Genomic DNA, 17,954 nt, shown 5'->3' with positions numbered 1-17,954 from the left:
ACATGTTTCCATGGAATTCACTTTTTTCTTTAAAAAATAATTCAAACCAAAAGGACTTCATGAAAAATATGCAGCAAAATGATGTACAGTCGTTGATTGAAAAGGTATTTTCGCAGGTTATCCCCGACAATATGCAAGGAATGATGCAACAAAACGATACTAGCTCAAAAAAAGAAAATACCAGAACAGAACACCCATTACATGCCGAGGTATTTGAAACCCATTTATTTGTCTTTGTAAGAATTCCCATAGAAGATGAAGCATGGCTAAAAAAAATGAAACTTTACCATACATCTAATCAATCCATCATTGAGGGAATCCCAGAAGCGTCGGACCGACATATAATTACATTGCCTGCTCTCGTAAAGAAGAAAGGAGCATCCGCACAATTCAAAGAATCAACATTGGAAATCCGTCTGCAGAAAAGTTACAATACCCAGTATTCGGAAATAGATGTTTCAGAAATTTAATTTGGCCTTAATGGAGCCCCACTAATGATTAAGTGCGGTTCCTTCTTTTGTGTTGATGCAATTATTTGTAAAAATGATGTTATTAATAGCGGTATCGACTCAATTATCCGCGGAATTGATGCAATTCATTGGAGAATCAAAGCCCTTCACTATCCTATGTATTTCAACGACTTTATACAAAAAGTGAAATAAAACAAGAAAACAAGCTAATAGAAGTAATTGAGAGTATAATAAAGAGGATTAAAGTTCTATTTTTTACTTTAATAAACAGTTATTTAACAAAGTGTTTTATTTTAGGGGGTACATATTTTTGAAACAATCAAAACCGAAAACATCTTGGTTTAGTTTTGGAGCAATCGGTTTATTATTGCTTGGAAAAATGAAATGGCTCTTAGCTATACTTAAAATAGCTAAACTAGGGTCGTTAATTTCTATATTTATCTCATTAGGAGCATATGCCCTGGTGTACGGTTGGAAATTTGCTGTAGCTCTTGTTTATTTAATTTACATTCATGAAATGGGTCATTTACTTGCTGCTAAAAGAAAAGGAATTAAAACCTCAAAAGCTATTTTCATACCGTTTGTAGGAGCTCTTATTTCTCTCAAAGAAGAACCAAAAAATGCGAATGAAGAGGCGTATCTGGCTTATGGAGGTCCTTTATTAGGCACCCTGGCTTTTCTACCAGCCATACCACTATTCATGATGACAGATAATCCATTTTGGCTATTGGTGATTACACTAGGAGCAATGATTAATCTATTTAATCTAATGCCCGTTCATCCACTAGACGGTGGGCGTATAGTCGGTGTCATTTCTACAAAGATTTGGGTTCTAGGAATTATCGGCATGGTTGTTTACATGTTCTTCCATCCTAATCCCCTATTAATTCTGTTCCTATTATTCGGTATAAGTAAATGGTGGAAGGAATTCCGCAGCGAGATTACTAGAAGCCAAAGAGCTAGCGTAATAGAATTCAATCAATTTGGTTTAGAACAGTTAGAACGATATGCGGGTGCTTCGGAAGAAGAAAAAATTCGCTTGTTTAATGTTTGGAATCTGGAATTAAACCAGCTGAATGAAAAGCTTAACAAAGCGAAGACGTGGCATATTCCACTTTTCGAAGATAACAAGCTAAAAGAAAGACAAATGAATGAGAGAAAAGAAGAGATATATCGGTCATTAATCGAGGCTGCGCAATCTGAAAGTGATTATCAGTATGGACCTACTGACTTCGAAGACATTAGCAAGTATGAACTAATCGTTGCGCGATTCTTTAATGAAGTACAAGAACAAACGAAAATAATGGAGAAAGAACAATCTTATTATTCGTCTAACCTAAAAACAAAAGTGGTTTGGTTTTCACTATATATAGGATTAGCCATTATCTTAATGATAACAAGCTTGTATGCCGGAGATTTAATGGAACAATACAAAACGACGTTACCTTAAGACGCTCTACAATTAGAAAAAAAGAGACCAATTATAGTGGTCTCAGACTGTAGACAAACTCGATGAAAATCGAGTTTGCCTACAGTTTTTTTATGGCTTGTACAATTTGAACGTTGATTGGAACGTAGGGCACTCGCTTTCCGCGGGCGGTCCGGGAGCCTCCTCAGCTTGCGCCTGCGGGGTCTCCCCTAGACGCGCTTTTCCCGCAGGAGTCTCGCACACCCGTTCCAATCAACTTTGTTATAAAATTTAGATAGAACATCTTTTGCCTACAGTCTTATTTGTTTTAAAATGGAAGTATTAAAACTTGAGGTGATGTTGTTAATCTTTAATATGTAAATGTACTATAGTTTTGATTCATCCACTTCAATCGTATTTCCTTTTTTTCATGACTATCCAAAATGCCCCCCTTAAGGCTGCCTAATAAAAAAAAGTGTCTAACTTTTTGGGTTCACTTCAAAAAAGAGTGTACCCCTATTAGGGTACACTCTTCTATTAATCTATCATTCTTATTATTTTCCGATGAACTGTTGAGTCCAGTAGTTACCAGATTCTACGTAGCCTACTCCGATATGAGTAAAGCTTGAGTTCATGATGTTTTCACGATGTCCTTGGCTGTTCATCCAAGCTTCAACTACTTCTTCAGGTGTTTTTTGACCTTGTGCGATATTTTCCCCAGCTGATGTGTAGCTGATTCCGAATTTTTTCATCATATCAAATGGAGAGCCGTAAGTTGGGCTATTGTGATCAAAGTAATTTTTGTCTTTCATATCTTGAGATTTCAAACGAGCAACCTTGCTCAATTCTGTATCTATTTTAAGAGCTGCCAAACCTTGTTTTGCACGCTCTGCGTTAGTTAATTTAACCACTTGTTGTTCAAAAGCGCTTAATTCAGAGCTTGTCTCTGTTTTTTCATCAGTAGTTTTTTCAGGTGTTGCTACAGGTTTTGCATTCGTTGTTCCAGCAGGTTTTTGAGCTGGTTGTTGAGCTGGTTGTTGAGCTGGTTGTTGAGCTGGTTGTTGAGCTGGTTGTTGAGCTGGTTGTTGAACTTGTAAGGATTGTGAAGCAGGTAATGTTATGTTGTATTTATTTAAATATTGGTTAAGGACTTGTTGCATATCTTCTTGATTAATAGATTTATATGTTACTTGTTTAACAGTATCACAGTTTGCTGCTTCTGCTTGGTTAACGCCAACTCCTGTGAATATAATAGCTGCTGCTGCTGCTGCTGACATAAACATTTTCTTTTTCATTCGTAATTCCTCCTGTAAAGTTCATTGGTGTTTTCTTTCTGAACTCATCATAACATGCGTTTTTTGTAATATAGGCACCATCTATTTCCAAATGCTTTACAGGTAACGAATGTGAAAAATTTATTATCCAAGTTTCATCGAAAGCAAGCAAAAAAGCTTTCTATATCTATGTTTTGCTATCTAGTATATATACTCATATTTTTCCAGACAATCCTTGTCAATGGTAGTTACATAGAACCATTTCCATGGAATACTAATAACTTTTAGTTGACATCTCATTGCCAACCCCACTAGTATGACTTTCTTTACTTTTATGTTACAAATTTTTCGATTTAAATATGATTTTCGTTATTTTTCTGTATGCTTTTTTAAATCATGAGAATTCAAATTTCATATATCCTATAACTCTTTTAAAATCCTTCATTTTTCCAAAAATAAAAACAATCCGGGTAAACCCCGAATTGTTTTAACTTTAACAGTAAAATTATTATTTCTTTTCTTCCTTATTCATCTCGTCCATTTTCTTTTTGCCGCCGTTTTCTTCACGCTGGCTTGGTTTACCTATGACGAATTCCTCTTTAGGCATGTTGTGCATATTCCTTGCTGTTACATGAGCATAAACATAATAGGTTCCTTCTTTATCAAAGGTTTTTTCCAATTCATAGATACCCTTTCCTTTATGTTTTACTGCCGTTTTGTCATGGTCATCACTATTTGCAAGCCATGTTTCAAAACTGACATCATCCGCATCCGTCACTTCTTCCTCCCCATACGTCACTTTTGCCTGAAACTTTACCGGCTCATTTATTTCTCCTTTTATAGGATCGACTGTTAACTCGACATTTAGCATTTTCGGAATTTCCTCTTCCTTGCCACATCCTGCCAACAAGATTAAAGCTGTACATAATAACATTATCTTTTTTATCATGAAACGATTCCCCTTTTTATGAAGTCCAATCTTCTTTTATGGTAGGAAGCACAATGCTGACTTTTGTACCTGTATGTTCCCGGCTTTCTATTTCAATTTTACCATTTTGTAGTTCAACCAATTTTTTCACGATGGAAAGTCCCAGCCCCGATCCACCATCAAATCGGCTTCGTGCTTTGTTTACTCGATAAAAGCGATTCATGACATAAGGTAGATCGGCTGCAGGAATCCCATTGCCTGTGTCAGTGACTATGAGCTCGCAATCTTCTTTATACTGTCTTAAAGTGATTTTGATGAATCCATCTGGATTCGTATACTTAATGGCGTTATCAAAGACATTATGAAGGATTTGTTCTATCCTTCCTTCATCTCCTATTATAATTGGGTCCGGATCTAGTTCAAGCTGTAAACAAAGCTGCTTTTCTTTTAATATCGGTTCATATTTGGCAAGTACATCTTCAATGAATTGCGCATAGGCAATCGGAGTTTTATTTAAAGTAAATTGATCACTGTCCAATTTAGATAAGTCCATCAAATCTCCTACAAGCCTCTGTAGCCTAAGTGCTTCCCTAGAAATGAGTTGAAGATATTTTTGTTCTTCTTCCTCATTTTTCACAACACCATCCAATATAGCCTGCGTGTAACCCTTCACGTAACTCAGCGGCGTCCGGAGTTCATGGGCAACATTTTCGAGAAACTCTTTTTTTCTTTCTTCCTCTAAATGTATGGATTTAGCCATTTCATTAAAAGCATGTGCTAGATTCCCTATTTCATCATGACTCCTTACCTGAATCTGTATGTCATAATCTCCCTCTGTGACACGATGGGCAGCTGTCTCGATTTCCTTAATCGGACTGACTAGCTTTTTCAACCATTTTGTTGTTAATAAAATGGAAACGATTAAGAATAAGAGAACGGCTGCCACCCATTTTACAGCAAATTCCTTAAATAAATCAGTAATCGAGTCTACAGGAATATATGTATAGATGATACCTTCGAGGCGGTCGTCATCAATCAAGGGAATGATCGCTGCTACGATGTTCTTTTCAAACCTTTTCTCATAGCCCTCTTTTTCAACAACCTTTCCATCTAAGAGCATTTGTCGTTCTTCTGCAGAAATGAGGGTGTCATAATTGATTTCAAAGGGCAGGCAGGCACTTAATTCTCTTGGATTATTTACGACAAAGACCTCGCTGTCATTTTTACTGTTAAACCATTCAACCTTTTGTTTGAAGTCATCACTGATCTCGCCTCCGAAATAGTCCGCTCCAAGCAAGGAAGCTTCATTTACTAGATCTGTTTTCAGCTTTTCCACATACAAATTTTTATAATAATATTGAGAAAGAGAGTAAGCGAACAACACTGATAGAATAATCGCTGTGATGATAGTTAGCCATAATTTAAAGGAGAGTGATGACCACTTATTAATCATTTTTTTCCTCGATCTTATAACCAATTCCCCAGACCGTTTGAATATAATCGGCTGCCCTCAATTTCATCCGAAGCGTTTTGATATGGGTATCGACTGTACGTAAAGATCCTCCATATTCTCCGCTCCATACATTATCAAGTAGTTGTTCACGGCTGAGTGCCTGATTTTTATGGCGCATAAGAAATAGAAGCAATTCAAACTCTTTCAAGGTCAAATTGATTGGCTTCCCATCTAGTAGAACCGTTCTAGACTGGAGGTTTAAATTGATTTTACCGAATCGGACGGAATTTTGATTTTCTTCATTCAATGACGTTTTCCCTGTTCTTCTTAATACCGCTTCCACCCTTGCTACGAGTTCACCCGGATTATATGGCTTTACAATGTAATCGTCCCCACCGAGCTTCAACCCTTTTACCTTATCCCATTCTTCACCTTTCGCACTGACAAAAATAACAGGAACATCCGAATTTGTGCGGATTTTTTCACAGACAGTAAAACCGTCCATTTCTGGCATCATGATATCCAAAAGGATTAAATCGACATCATTTTTTTCAACCAGACTTATAGCTTCGTTACCATTTGCAGCTTGAAGGCATCGATACCCTGAGTTAAGTAAATACATTTCAACTAAATTACGCATATCTTCTTCATCATCAACGACTAAAATGGTGTAAACGTGCATGTTATCTACTCCCTCAACATCAATTGAAATGGACCTTCACCGACTTTAATGGTTTTCTTAATATCGACTGTTTCAGCATCCATTACATACACTTCATCACTATCATATCCCGCCACAATCACATCTTGTTTAAAGTTCGCCATTTCAAAAGGATTGACACCGACCACTCTGCTTTTCACTTCTTCATATTGATCATTCAATTTATATAAGGAGCTTGTACCATGACTGAGGATAAAAATCCCTTCATCATTCTCAATGAACTTAATCGGCATAGTCGGAGCCTTCAACTTTTCCTTTAACTCTCCCGTTTTGGCCGAATATATATAGAGATTTTCTTCTACTTGGTCCCCAACTCCATGGCCTCCTATCCAAATTTCATCCTTTTCTTCCCTTATTAAGGTACCAGTGGAAGAACTATGTATCGGGAATTCCATATCAACCTTTTTCGTTTTAAGATTGATCACCGAACATTTGGTATCGCCAAAGTTAATTACATATAAGCGATTCGCTTTCTCTCCTTGAAGAACGGTCAAGGGGCTTTTCCCAACCTTGACTATATCCTGCTCCTCACCTTTATCATTTAAAAAATAGATGGAATGATTCGACTGATTAACTGCTACGATGGTTTTTCCATCATGTAGCAACTGCATATTGACAATTCCTTTCCCTATTTCCCAGCTATTTATCAATTTTCCAGCTGATAATGAAAACACCTGGATTTTCTCCATCTCTTTTCCATAAAGAAGTATAGTATCTTTATCCGCTAGGAGTAATGCTCCGGTAATCGGTTCTGAAATATCCCAATTGGCAAAAGGTTGATAGTTTTCATCTATGAATGTCAGGGACGTATCCTTGATATTGACGGTCGCCAAAAAAGATTTATCTTTGTTTATTTTTGTATATGTATCACTGCTATTACACCCACTAAGTAGTATGACGGCAAACAAAAGCGCAGCACCCCACTTCATATTTTAGGCTCCTTATTCATTAAATATCTATTTTTTAAAAATTTTAACAATGAGTTGTGAAAAAAGTATGAAGCAAAAAAGAATATTAGCTAACATTCACTTGTTATATTTACTTCGAAGAGGAGAGCCTTTCCAGTTCCGTGACATAGACCATAACGATTGCGTTCTTTTTCTCATCAGAAAGCGAAGATTCCATCACCCGTTTAATACTGAGGTAAAACTTTTCAAGTATTGGTTTTCGGGCACGAGGATGGGCATTCTCATCTAAAAGTTCACGACGAATAAGTTCTGTTAGCACTTTTCCCCCTTCCCCATTCGTTATCTTCCGATTATTCCAGACACTAATATACGCTTCCAATAATGCTTCATTCATGACCGTTTCTTTCATAAAATTATCCCTTCCATCCATTACTAATTTATACATATTAAGAATCATTTTCGTAAAGACTATCATTTATATTACGATTTCACTTTTAAAAATTCAAAAAAGGAGTGAGTATAATGTCTCAAGTATACCGCTGTCCAAATTGCAGGACAAATAAATCTCGCTTCAATCTCATTCAGCAAATACCAACACCTGTTAAAAAGGATCCGCAATCCGGTGAGATTATTGAACAATACTCGAATGATTCTCTTCAGCCATTCCATCTAGCTTATAATGGTCCTGAAGTTCGTGTGCAATGTGCTGCATGTGGGTTAATTGAAGATGAGAAAACATTTGCAGCCTTTGGTGGGCTGCAGCAATTAAAATGGTCAGACCCGATTAATGGGGTCTGACCATTTTTCAATCTTTTCCGGCAGCCATTTTGGCCCGGTCAATGGCAATTGGAATAGCTTTTCCGTCCTCATAGCCTTCATTGAGTAAGGCATTCGCAATCTGAATTGCTTTTTCCCGGACATCTTTATCAAGATTTTTCATTGAATCAGGGTACTCGTTTTTATTCCATGGCACCTTATACCGCCTCCTTGAACAGAAAGTTACCTTTCTTTTCCCGTCTTTAATTGGCGGTAAACGATTAATGGCCTGCTTTTACTTCCAAAGCTTTTAACTGACTGATCATCATTTCTTTATCCAATTTTTCACCGATAATTACGATATTTAATGGCATTTTTATCATTTCATTCATATACATTGGCATTCCGTAAGAGTATTGAAATAAATGTGGGTACTGTGAATGTGTGAAAGAAATGTATCCTTTCATTCGATAGACCGTTTCTGGAAGTGCCCTAAGCCAATCTTCAAAGTCGGTTTGTGCCACTGTCCCTTCAAAAGTATGAACAATGGCCGTTAAATGTAAATGGCTGTGGACACCAAGTTTTTGATGGACTTTAGGCTGTTTCCTTTGCATATGTTGCAGAGATATCAAGGAAACGGCTGCATACTCTGTCAATAAACTTACAGCTTCAGGATTCAGCCCTTGAATGGAATAAATAAGCTGGGCAGCCTCCATTTCGCTTACTAGATCCGCTTTGTTTAATAAAATGAAATCCGCATGATGGATTTGCTCAGCAAGCAACCGGCGAAGCTGTGGAGAAAGCTCATCTCGGTCGCGCCACCTCAACAAGTCAACGACTGTTATAATCCCTTTATATTCCAGGTTTTTCGCGAATAGCGGTGACATAATTCCATCAAGCACTTCAACTGGATGTGCAGCACCTGTTGTTTCAATATAAACGGCGTCTAAATCATTTTCCGTCAACAATTCATGCAGCTGAACCTCGAGCTTATCCTGAATTGTACAACAGATACAACCGTCAAACAGCTCCTTCAGAGGTACGTCATCACCAATCAAACCGCTGTCTACTGATACACTGCCGAGCTCATTTAATAGCACGGCCACTTTTCTACCCGCTTCACTTTCCTGCTTTAATATATTTCGAAGAAGCGTCGTTTTCCCGCTGCCGAGAAAACCTCCTAATATGTACACTTCGGTTGTTTTCATTCGTATCTGCTCCTATAGTCCAGCTAAATTTAATTCCGTTAAATTTTATCATACTTGCCCTTTTAAAGCACTCGCCAAGGCCACATAAAAAAACCAGCCTGAAAGCTGGTTTTTCTCGATTGATTTATGCTTGAACTTCGTCTTTTTCGTAAATTGGAACCCAACCTGCTGCTGTTACGAAGATCCGGACAGCTACAGTTTTTCTATCTTCTGCTAACGTGAAATAATGACGCGTCGATTCTGGTACACTAATCAAATCTCCAGGATTCAGTCGTACATCAAACCATTTTTGTTCACTGCCTTCAATAGCAAAGATACTAGTTCCACCGGCTATAAAACGTACTTCATCATCTTCATGATGATGTTCCTGCTTAAAGTTTTCAAGCATTTGATCCAAGTTTGGGTTAGCATCGGATAGTGTGATGATATCATGTGCTTTATATCCGCGCCTTTCAGAAATCTCTTCAATTTCTGATTTGAATGTTACAAGAATTGCATCTTTTTCGGCTTCAGTTAGATCATATTTTTCTACCAGATGAGACGGTAATTTCGAAATATCCCATTGTTCGTATATAACGCCTTGTGTTTCTAAAAATTTTTTTACCTGTTCACTGTTTTCAATAACCTCATTTGTTTCATGGAATCTAATTGTAGCCATTACCTATTCCTCCTCTTTGAGTTTTTATCTTACCGAACCTGTAGATAATGCCTGTTGCTGATTTAGCAACAGTTGGTATTGAAACAAAAATTCACATGCTTCTAGAATTTTTTTTGCTTCAAGTCCACTTTTCCCCCAAACAGTGATCCCGTGATTGCGAATAAGCACGGCTCCTGAGTCTTCTTCGACATGAGGCTTGAACTTTTCAGTTAACAGAGGGATGTCAACGTGATTGTAGATTATTGGAATCCTCAGCTCTGCCTCTTCATTCCATCGCCCTGTCGCTTTAATAATTTCATGATTACGGAAAGTCACTTCCCCTTCATCTCCATATAATTCAGAAATCACATTATTTTCTACTGTATGAACATGAAGTACACAGTTCGCATTGGTTCTCTCGTAAATCACTGTATGAAGCTGAGTTTCCGCAGATGGCCTTAGCTCTGTTTTCTCAACTGGAATTCCTTTTAGGTCTACTAGTAAAAAGTCCGCATCTGTTTGCTTCCGTTTATCCTTACCACTTGCCGTAATATAAAAGGAACTGCTTTTAGTCTCGCGAATGGATAAATTCCCACTCGTCCCCATAAACCAATCCCGTTCGGCAAGTTCAGCCTTAATTTCCGCTAATTCCTGCCACTCTTTTGTATGGTTCTTCATGCTTTTACCTCCATCTGCTGTTTTAAAATGTGCATCACATCATAAAACGTTTCAAATCCTTGATGGGGAATCTCTTCTGTTCTGCATCTCTCAAGCAGTATGTCACGGGCGATAACAAAATCAGCCTGCTTTGCCGCTTCAAAATCAGTCACCGAATCTCCAATAACAATTTTATAATCATCTGCTTCTGTAATTTCCCTCATAATGGATGGCTTACAACAACCGCAATCCTTGTTACAATGTTCATCACAAATATGCGGCCACTCAATTAAGATCTTTTCCTGATTGAAATAGGCTCTGTTACAATAAACACAATCTGAAGGCAAGATATCATTTAAAAGCGGTTCAATAAAAAAGTCCATACCGCCGCTTACAATATACAAAGGTATGTTCGCTTGTTTTGTAAAATCCACAAATTCGTTGAATCCTGGGCGAATGCCTGCTGTTTCCTTCACATATTGAATAATGTCGTCCTTTAAGCTACTGTCAAGCAGGGAAAACATTTCCCCAACTCCTGTAGATATGCTGATTTTTTGCTGAAGAACACCGTCTTTTAGCTCTTCCCATCCCGGAGGTGCAAATTTTTTCATGATAGAGATGATATTATCTGAGTTAGTAATTGTTCCGTCAAAATCACAAAAAATTATCGGTTTCATTATTCCTTACAAGCCTCCCCATAACTCAAGTGCTTTGCTTAGTGCTTCTTCTTCATAAGCCGCATCAGATAATTTCTTGCCTGTAAGAACAGCTTCTACAGCAGAACGGAAAGCCTTTGCCCCGCCCATTGCTCCGTCGGGATGTCCATGGATTCCACCGCCTGCATTAATTACGCTGTCCGTTCCAAAATCCTTTATTAGATTAGGAACCATCCCGGGATGAATACCTGCAGAAGGAACCGGGAAAGCCTTTTTCCATGACAGCTCATCTTTCGTTAAAGCTTCAGCAATCGCTAATGTTTCCTCTTTTTCAAGTGCCACATTTCCATATGGTGAAGGGAATAGGGATAAATCCGCACCTGATAGTCTTACTAATTTTCCAAGCAATAACGAGTAGCTGACACCATAAAATGACGATGACGCTAATGCTCCGCTGTATGCAGGGTGGGCCATAATCGGAAGATTGATACGATCGTGTTCACGCAAAGCTTGAAGTACATCCAATCCATATGTATGAACGTTAAATAATAAGGCATCGGCTCCTGCTTCTGCTGCACGCTCTGCCTTATCTAATAATTCAAATGTTTTCCCTGATAGATTGACAGCATATAAAGTTCGATGGCCTGTTGTTTCATAGACTTCTTTCAAAATTTTTCTGCCCGTTTTTATTCTATCAATGAATGGGGTCTGCTCCTGATCGAAGAGAATCTCGTCATCTTTTACCAGGTCGACTCCTCCTAATGCTTGTTGTTTTAGCTGCTCATTATGGAAGGAAAGATCCCGTCCTAATACCCCTTTAAAAATACTCATCACGAGAGGCCGGTCAAATACGTTAATCTTTTCTCTTATGCCTGTAATCCCAAATTGAGGTCCTTGAAAAGCATTGTGTATCTCACCGACAAAATCCAAGTCAATCAGCTTGATTTCCCCATCCAATGACAATTTACCGAATACTGTTGTGAGAATAGCCGGTAAGTCATTAGAAAAATTCCCCGACGGGTAGGCAATTTTTATCGTCGAACGGTACACCTTACGATTGAAATAACGGTTTGCTCTATCTTCTTCAGAAAGAGGGGTGACGGAAACAACACGCCCCTTATGTTTCTCCAACTGCTTCTGGACCAAATGAGGCAGGTCCGTCCATGTTCCTACTGTCAAACCTAAAGCAATGCTCTCGGCTTTTTTCTCATGCTCACCATTGAAATCATGAATTAAATAAGTAGCGATTATCTCGCTCATCAGATCACTCCTATTAAACGTTAGTAAAGTCTTGAAGTCAGTATTCTAATATCTAGCTTATACGGTTTCTATCCATTTTCCTGTTACCACGATAAATGGAGAAGGGAATCTTATCGATTGTAATCCATGATTGAAACAATAAAAGCCCCTTCATAAAGAAGAGGCTTTAAAAAAGCCATCTTCTTATCTCCCAGCTAATAGCTGCAAGAATTAGCACCGTGCCTTGTGGATTCCAAAAAAATCCGGCGAAGAATTCCGCCCCATTTCGCAATGGAATTACGGTCGGTTGCTGGGCTTCATAGGGCTAGTCCCTCCACCTGCTCATAATAAGAAAACGCTGATATATTTAAACTTCAAGTATCAAAAGATTAAGAATTTATTTTGTATTCTGACAGGTAATCCATACTTTGTCAATAAGTTTTCAATAATTTAACGGTAGCTAACTTGTAATCTTTTTCCTATTCTCCAAATATGTTCAATGCGCGAATCCGTTCAACCGCTTCTTGAAGCCGTTCTTCCGAAGTAAGTAACCCTACCCTAACATACCCTTCTCCAAATTCTCCGAATCCATTTCCGGCAGCAACAGCTACGTGAGCATGCGTTAATAAATAATCAGCAAAACTTTCAGAGGTGAAGCCTTCTGGAATCTTGAGCCATGCAAAGAAAGATGCTTTAGGAGCTTGGACATCCCAGCCGATGGATCGTAATCCATCAATAAAAACATTTCTGCGTCCTTCATATTTATTCACTAATTCTTCTACGCAACTCTGTGAATCCAGTAACGCACTTGCCGCTGCTTCTTGAATTGCTGGGAAAAGACTTACATAAAGATGGTCTTGCAAGAGTTCAAGAGCTTCGATGACACTTTTATTTCCAACAGCGAAGCCAACTCTCCACCCTGCCATATTATATGTTTTAGATAGAGTATATATTTCGATACCTACATCTTTTGCCCCCTCTGCTTGAAGGAAACTAATCGGTTTTTTCCCATCAAATCCAATCGCACCATATGCAAAATCGTGAACCACACAAATTGAATGTTCTTTCGCAAACGAGACGGTTTCCTCAAAAAAACCCACAGTTGCTGATGCTCCAGTTGGATTATTCGGATAGTTCAAGAACATCATTTTGGCTTTTTCAAGGGTTTCTGTATGTATTTCTCCATAATTCGGAAGATAATCATTTTCTTCTGTCAAAGGCATGATTTCTGTTTTTGCTTGGGCTAAAACTACACCAGATAGATAATCAGGATAGCCTGGATCAGGTACCAGAATTGTATCCCCAGGATTTAATAAACACTGTGGAAGTTCGACAAGTCCTGCCTTTCCACCAAATAGAATAGCCACTTCACTATTAGGGTCTAACTTGACACCATATTCACGTTCATAAAAGACAGTCGCAGCTTCTTTTAAGTATTGATGTCCTCGGAAAGGAGAATATTTATGATTTATTGTATTTTCTGCAGCAGTCTGCAATTTTTTCACGATATGCTCTGGCGTCGGCTGGTCAGGATTTCCCTGCCCTAAATTAATGACATCATGACCTTGCTCTGTAATAGTCTTAACTTTTGCAACTAGAGTAGCAAAAAACTGCTTGGGTAGTTCCTGAAGCTGTCTGGATTTTTCGAATTGCAACATTTAAACACCTTCTCTGAAATTTCTTGAAATTCTAGTCACAAATGATATATGTTTATCATAGTCTTGTAAAGTGTTTTTTTACATATAGATGTTTTAAAAAATGAAATGGAAAATCCAAATTGATAAGCCTTTAGACAACCAAGTATTAATTTTCATTTCGCAAACACTGGATAGAAAAAACCAGGTACCGAATTCACTAAAGTTACGGAGGCACGTAGCAAAATTTCTGAATTCGAAGAACGCCGGCTGGATTATTATTAAATTACCCATTGACAAACTATTTAAAAAGTTGATATTATTTTCCCGAAGATTAAAATTTCAGAAAACATATACATTTACTCTTATCAAGAGCAGGCTGAGGGATAAAGGCCCTATGAAGCCCAGCAACCGACTGTAATACCATTGTGAAATGGGGCGGAGTTTCCGCCGGATTCTAAATCCACAGGGCACGGTGCTAATTCCACCAGAAAGCAATTTTTCTGGAAGATAAGAGGTCCGAAGCTAAAACTTCTGCCTCTTTCTATATGAAAGAGGCTTTTTCATTATTATGTAAAGTATTTGGAGGGGAAAAGAATGACTTTAAACCATTCGAATTATGAATTACTGTCAAATGAAACTGCAATAACTCTTGCAAAAAAACTAGGGTTGGTCAATACAGACGCCACTTTAAAATGTAAAGAGATTGGCGATGGAAACTTAAATTATGTCTTTCATATTACAGACACATCCACCAAAAAAGGAATTATAATCAAACAAGCGGTTCCTTATGCGAAGGTAATTGGCGAAAGTTGGCCGCTGACTTTAAAAAGGGCTGCAATTGAAGCAAATGCACTTATCCATTTCAAAAGCTATTGTCCCAAATTTGTACCACAAGTATATTATTCAGATGAACAGCTTGCTATCACAATCATGGAAGACCTTTCTCACTTAAAAATAGCGAGAACAGGCTTAATCGATGGCGATCAATTTCCATTACTATCGAAACATATTGGTGAGTATGTTGCGAAAACGGCATTTTACACATCTGATTTTCATTTAGAACCGTCTGCGAAAAAAGAAGTGGCTCGAAACTTCACGAATCCTGAACTCTGCAAAATTACTGAAGTTTATGTTTTCACGGATCCTTTTTTTGAAGACCTACCGGGTGAGTATGAAGTAGAATTGACGGATGCTGCCAAAAGCATTTGGAATGATCAAGAAGTAATACTTGAAGTCGCTAAGCTAAAACAAAGTTTTGAAACCGAGCAGGAAGCCTTACTTCATGGAGATTTACATACGGGAAGTATATTTGCAAGTATTACCGAAACGAAAGTTATTGATCCTGAATTCGCTTTTTATGGACCAATTGGTTTTGATCTTGGTCAATACACAGCCAACCTTCTCTTCCAGGCAGTTACACGTAATCCCGCTGGAAAGGAGGAAATTTTTACACATCTCCAAGAATTTTGGGATACTTTTGAAGAGACATATACTAGTCTATGGAATACCCAAAACAAAAGTCCGTTTCGTCAAGTAAATGGTTATCTATCATATATGCTCACTAAATTCAGACGAGATGCATACGGTTTTGCTGGCTGCGAGCTGATTCGGAGAACAATAGGCTTATCTCATGTTGCAGATTTAAATGCCATTGAAGATAAAGATACAAGAATAGCTGCCAAAACGGCTACATTGAAAATTGGTGCTTTTTTAATTAAAAAACGGGAAGAATTAGATGTTCCAACTGTGATTGAAGCGTTGAAGCAACATACACTGCCTTCTTATTCAACCCTTTAAAAGGAGAACTGCATATGACGACGACAACAGCCTTACCTTATCCCGTTCAATGGGATGATACTCATATAACGTTATTAAATCAACAGGCTCTACCTACTATTACAGAATTTATAAAACTTTATTCCGTTGAGGATGTATTTGACAGCATTTTGACATTAAAGGTCCGCGGTGCCCCAGCTATTGGTCTTACTGCAGCATTCGGTGTCGCACTTGGAGCGAATCAGGAAAGTTCAACGGATTTAGGGGAATTCAAGCAGAATGTAACTAAACATATTGAAAAACTAGCCTCTTCACGACCTACTGCAGTCAACCTTTTTTGGGCGTTAAAAAGGATGGAGAACATTTTGCAAGCAGCCAAAAGCATCCCAACTGCCAAAGAAGCACTTTTATTGGAAGCAAAAGCAATCTTTACAGAAGATGAAGAAATGTGCCGAAAAATCGGAGAACATGGTTTATCCTTATTTACTGAAGGAGATTCCATATTAACGCATTGCAACGCAGGGGGAATTGCCACTGCTCGCTATGGTACAGCCTTGGCTCCCTTTCACCTAGCGAAAGAAAGAGCCTTTCCGATAAAGGTATATGCATGTGAAACAAGGCCTGTCCTGCAAGGGGCACGTTTGACTGCTTGGGAACTAATGCAATCTGGAGTGGACGTCACTTTAATTTCTGACAATATGGCTGCTCATACTATTCATCATAAACAAATCAATGGCATTATAGTTGGTGCTGATAGGATTGCGGCAAACGGAGATACTGCTAATAAAATTGGGACTTTGGGATTGGCAATATTAGCTAATCACTACGGTATCCCATTCTATGTGGCCGCTCCTTCAAGCACTTTCGATCTTTCCCTTGAATCTGGCACATCCATCCCGATTGAAGAGCGGAATGGGGACGAGATTACCTTCATTCAGGGAGTAAGGATAGCCCCGGATAATGTAAAAACATTCAATCCAGCCTTTGACGTAACACCGAATCATTTAATCACGAGCATCATAACAGAAAACGGTATCATTTCACCAGACTATGTGAAAAACATTCCGCTTTTTGTCAATTGAACCAAGTTTCATTTTTTAGATGAAACTAATAAAAACGAGGCGGAATCACATAGGTGATTCCGCCTCGTTCATTTAACTATGATATCTATTCTTCCGAGGTTCTTTATAAAGGATTCTATATTAAGTCAACCTTAATTTTTCAAAACATTGACTAGATATAAACAAATAGTAATCAGCACTTCTTACCTTGAAAAAAATTCTTGAAGTGCCTCCTTATTTTTCGTGTAGTCTATTTTTAAAACTGCTCCAGACTGGGGATATATTTCATCTTTAAAGCTTCCTTCAACTGGAACCCTTAAGGATTCGACAGAATCTGGGGTTTGGAAGACAAATTTAGAGCCAAATTTCATAATCGTTTTCAACCCAATATCCGTATCCAGGTAGGACATCCATTTTTCAATAATACTAGGAAGGGCGACCATGCCTTCAAAGGAAGAGATTTGATTTATAAACCCCGGTTTTAATTGAACTAATACTTCCTGTTGACGCGCGACCCGCCCAAAATCACTTTCATCATCATGTCGGAACCGGACATATTTCAATATTTCCTCACCATGTAATACATTTTCACCGGTGCTGGCTTCAATGCTCATATCATCAATAATTTCCTGATTCACATCTACCACCACACCCTCTGGGGCAAGTAGGTCAACCATCTTTACGAATCCCTTAAAATCAATTACTGCAACATGATCGACTTTAATATCAAAGTTTTCATGTATTGTTTTCTTAAGTAGTTCACTTCCACCATAATAATAATCAGCATTTATTTTGTTATATCCGTATTTATAACCCGGTATTTTAACGTAACTATCACGCATAATAGAAGCCAGTTTTAGCTTTTGCTGATCAGGAAAGTAACGTGCTAGTATAACAGAATCTGCCCGAGAATCCTTCTCCCCACGAGAATCGAAACCAATCAATAGAAATGTTTTCATACTTTCTTGGCTCTCTTCTTTGGAAAGGTTTTTTTCCGTTTTTGCATTCCTATTTAATTGGGGAACAGAAGAATATGAACAACCAGCCATCATTAAGACAATTAAACATATGAACAGTACCTTCTCTTTCATATCCTCACCTCATCGGTAAAAGTATCCATATCCCCCCCTTATATTGAAGTCTTAGCACTTAACGATAAACAGCC

20 protein-coding genes and 2 riboswitches are annotated in these 17,954 nt (G+C 38.1%); of the genes, 6 read left to right on the top strand and 14 right to left on the bottom strand.

The annotated features are described in order from the left end of the window. Positions 1–2: 2 nt before the first annotated feature. The 3 genes from ACQKMR_RS13450 to ACQKMR_RS13440 all read left to right on the top strand — a co-directional run bounded on the left by ACQKMR_RS13450 (position 3) and on the right by ACQKMR_RS13440 (position 1,920). The gene (locus ACQKMR_RS13450) at positions 3–470 is read left to right on the top strand and encodes an Hsp20/alpha crystallin family protein (RefSeq protein WP_427697744.1); all 468 of its coding nucleotides are present in this window, start codon (positions 3–5) and stop codon (positions 468–470) included. Positions 471–494: 24 nt separating this feature from the next. Further along, complete coding sequence (locus ACQKMR_RS13445) at positions 495–662, top strand: hypothetical protein (RefSeq protein WP_427697743.1); 168 nt, start codon at positions 495–497, stop codon at positions 660–662. A gap of 118 nt (positions 663–780) precedes the next feature. After that, complete coding sequence (locus ACQKMR_RS13440) at positions 781–1,920, top strand: site-2 protease family protein (protein WP_427697742.1); 1,140 nt, start codon at positions 781–783, stop codon at positions 1,918–1,920. A gap of 512 nt (positions 1,921–2,432) precedes the next feature. On the opposite strand, the gene ACQKMR_RS13435 is transcribed toward ACQKMR_RS13440, so the two are convergent. The 6 genes from ACQKMR_RS13435 to ACQKMR_RS13410 form a co-directional block, all read right to left on the bottom strand. Then, the gene (locus tag ACQKMR_RS13435) at positions 2,433–3,173 is read right to left on the bottom strand and encodes a CAP domain-containing protein (RefSeq protein ID WP_427697741.1); all 741 of its coding nucleotides are present in this window, start codon (positions 3,171–3,173) and stop codon (positions 2,433–2,435) included. Positions 3,174–3,660: 487 nt separating this feature from the next. Beyond that, the gene (locus tag ACQKMR_RS13430; RefSeq protein WP_427697740.1) at positions 3,661–4,101 is read right to left on the bottom strand and encodes a FixH family protein; all 441 of its coding nucleotides are present in this window, start codon (positions 4,099–4,101) and stop codon (positions 3,661–3,663) included. A 16-nt stretch (positions 4,102–4,117) separates the two neighbouring features. Next, entirely contained in the window at positions 4,118–5,533 is a 1,416-nt protein-coding gene (locus ACQKMR_RS13425; RefSeq protein WP_427697739.1) for a sensor histidine kinase, read from the bottom strand. Further along, positions 5,526–6,215, bottom strand: coding sequence for a response regulator transcription factor (locus ACQKMR_RS13420; RefSeq protein ID WP_427697738.1), 690 nt, complete (start codon positions 6,213–6,215; stop codon positions 5,526–5,528). The genes ACQKMR_RS13425 and ACQKMR_RS13420 overlap by 8 nt, the downstream gene beginning before the upstream one ends. Positions 6,216–6,220: 5 nt before the next feature. Beyond that, positions 6,221–7,183 carry a YncE family protein gene (locus ACQKMR_RS13415; protein WP_427697737.1) on the bottom strand — a complete coding sequence of 321 codons (963 nt, stop codon included), beginning with the start codon at positions 7,181–7,183 and terminating at the stop codon, positions 6,221–6,223. Positions 7,184–7,292: 109 nt separating this feature from the next. Continuing rightward, entirely contained in the window at positions 7,293–7,571 is a 279-nt protein-coding gene (locus ACQKMR_RS13410) for a hypothetical protein (protein WP_427697736.1), read from the bottom strand. A gap of 113 nt (positions 7,572–7,684) precedes the next feature. Between ACQKMR_RS13410 and ACQKMR_RS13405 the strand changes: the two genes are divergently transcribed. After that, positions 7,685–7,960: a DNA alkylation repair protein gene (locus tag ACQKMR_RS13405; RefSeq protein ID WP_427697735.1), complete on the top strand. Its 276-nt coding sequence runs from the start codon at positions 7,685–7,687 to the stop codon at positions 7,958–7,960. 7 nt (positions 7,961–7,967) lie between these two features. Here ACQKMR_RS13405 and ACQKMR_RS13400 read toward each other — a convergent pair whose 3' ends face one another. The 7 genes from ACQKMR_RS13400 to ACQKMR_RS13370 form a co-directional block, all read right to left on the bottom strand. Next, entirely contained in the window at positions 7,968–8,135 is a 168-nt protein-coding gene (locus ACQKMR_RS13400) for a hypothetical protein (RefSeq protein ID WP_427697776.1), read from the bottom strand. 64 nt (positions 8,136–8,199) lie between these two features. Next, positions 8,200–9,126: a CobW family GTP-binding protein gene (locus ACQKMR_RS13395; protein ID WP_427697734.1), complete on the bottom strand. Its 927-nt coding sequence runs from the start codon at positions 9,124–9,126 to the stop codon at positions 8,200–8,202. Between the two features lie 124 nt (positions 9,127–9,250). Next, positions 9,251–9,784, bottom strand: a complete 534-nt coding sequence (locus tag ACQKMR_RS13390) for a cupin domain-containing protein (protein WP_427697733.1) — start codon at positions 9,782–9,784, stop codon at positions 9,251–9,253. 24 nt (positions 9,785–9,808) lie between these two features. After that, positions 9,809–10,441, bottom strand: a complete 633-nt coding sequence (locus ACQKMR_RS13385; RefSeq protein WP_427697732.1) for a methylthioribulose 1-phosphate dehydratase — start codon at positions 10,439–10,441, stop codon at positions 9,809–9,811. Then, on the bottom strand, positions 10,438–11,097 hold the full coding sequence (locus ACQKMR_RS13380; protein WP_427697731.1) for a 2-hydroxy-3-keto-5-methylthiopentenyl-1-phosphate phosphatase: 660 nt from the start codon (positions 11,095–11,097) through the stop codon (positions 10,438–10,440). The genes ACQKMR_RS13385 and ACQKMR_RS13380 overlap by 4 nt, the downstream gene beginning before the upstream one ends. A 6-nt stretch (positions 11,098–11,103) precedes the next feature. Beyond that, positions 11,104–12,336, bottom strand: a complete 1,233-nt coding sequence (gene mtnW, locus ACQKMR_RS13375; protein ID WP_427697730.1) for a 2,3-diketo-5-methylthiopentyl-1-phosphate enolase — start codon at positions 12,334–12,336, stop codon at positions 11,104–11,106. 180 nt (positions 12,337–12,516) lie between these two features. Next, positions 12,517–12,669: riboswitch (SAM riboswitch) on the bottom strand. Positions 12,670–12,794: 125 nt separating this feature from the next. After that, entirely contained in the window at positions 12,795–13,973 is a 1,179-nt protein-coding gene (locus ACQKMR_RS13370) for a pyridoxal phosphate-dependent aminotransferase (RefSeq protein ID WP_427697729.1), read from the bottom strand. A gap of 338 nt (positions 13,974–14,311) precedes the next feature. Further along, positions 14,312–14,466: riboswitch (SAM riboswitch) on the top strand. Between the two features lie 80 nt (positions 14,467–14,546). Here ACQKMR_RS13370 and mtnK point away from each other — a divergent pair. After that, positions 14,547–15,749 carry an S-methyl-5-thioribose kinase gene (mtnK, locus tag ACQKMR_RS13365; protein WP_427697728.1) on the top strand — a complete coding sequence of 401 codons (1,203 nt, stop codon included), beginning with the start codon at positions 14,547–14,549 and terminating at the stop codon, positions 15,747–15,749. Between the two features lie 14 nt (positions 15,750–15,763). Beyond that, complete coding sequence (mtnA, locus tag ACQKMR_RS13360) at positions 15,764–16,810, top strand: S-methyl-5-thioribose-1-phosphate isomerase (RefSeq protein WP_427697727.1); 1,047 nt, start codon at positions 15,764–15,766, stop codon at positions 16,808–16,810. Positions 16,811–16,992: 182 nt separating this feature from the next. Here mtnA and ACQKMR_RS13355 read toward each other — a convergent pair whose 3' ends face one another. Further along, on the bottom strand, positions 16,993–17,880 hold the full coding sequence (locus tag ACQKMR_RS13355; RefSeq protein ID WP_427697726.1) for an LCP family protein: 888 nt from the start codon (positions 17,878–17,880) through the stop codon (positions 16,993–16,995). Between the last annotated feature and the right edge of the window lie 74 nt (positions 17,881–17,954).

Source organism: Peribacillus sp. NPDC096540 (genome assembly GCF_050278525.1).
Taxonomy (GTDB): Bacteria; Bacillota; Bacilli; order Bacillales; family DSM-1321; genus Peribacillus.
This window is presented reverse-complemented; position numbering and strand designations above follow the sequence as displayed.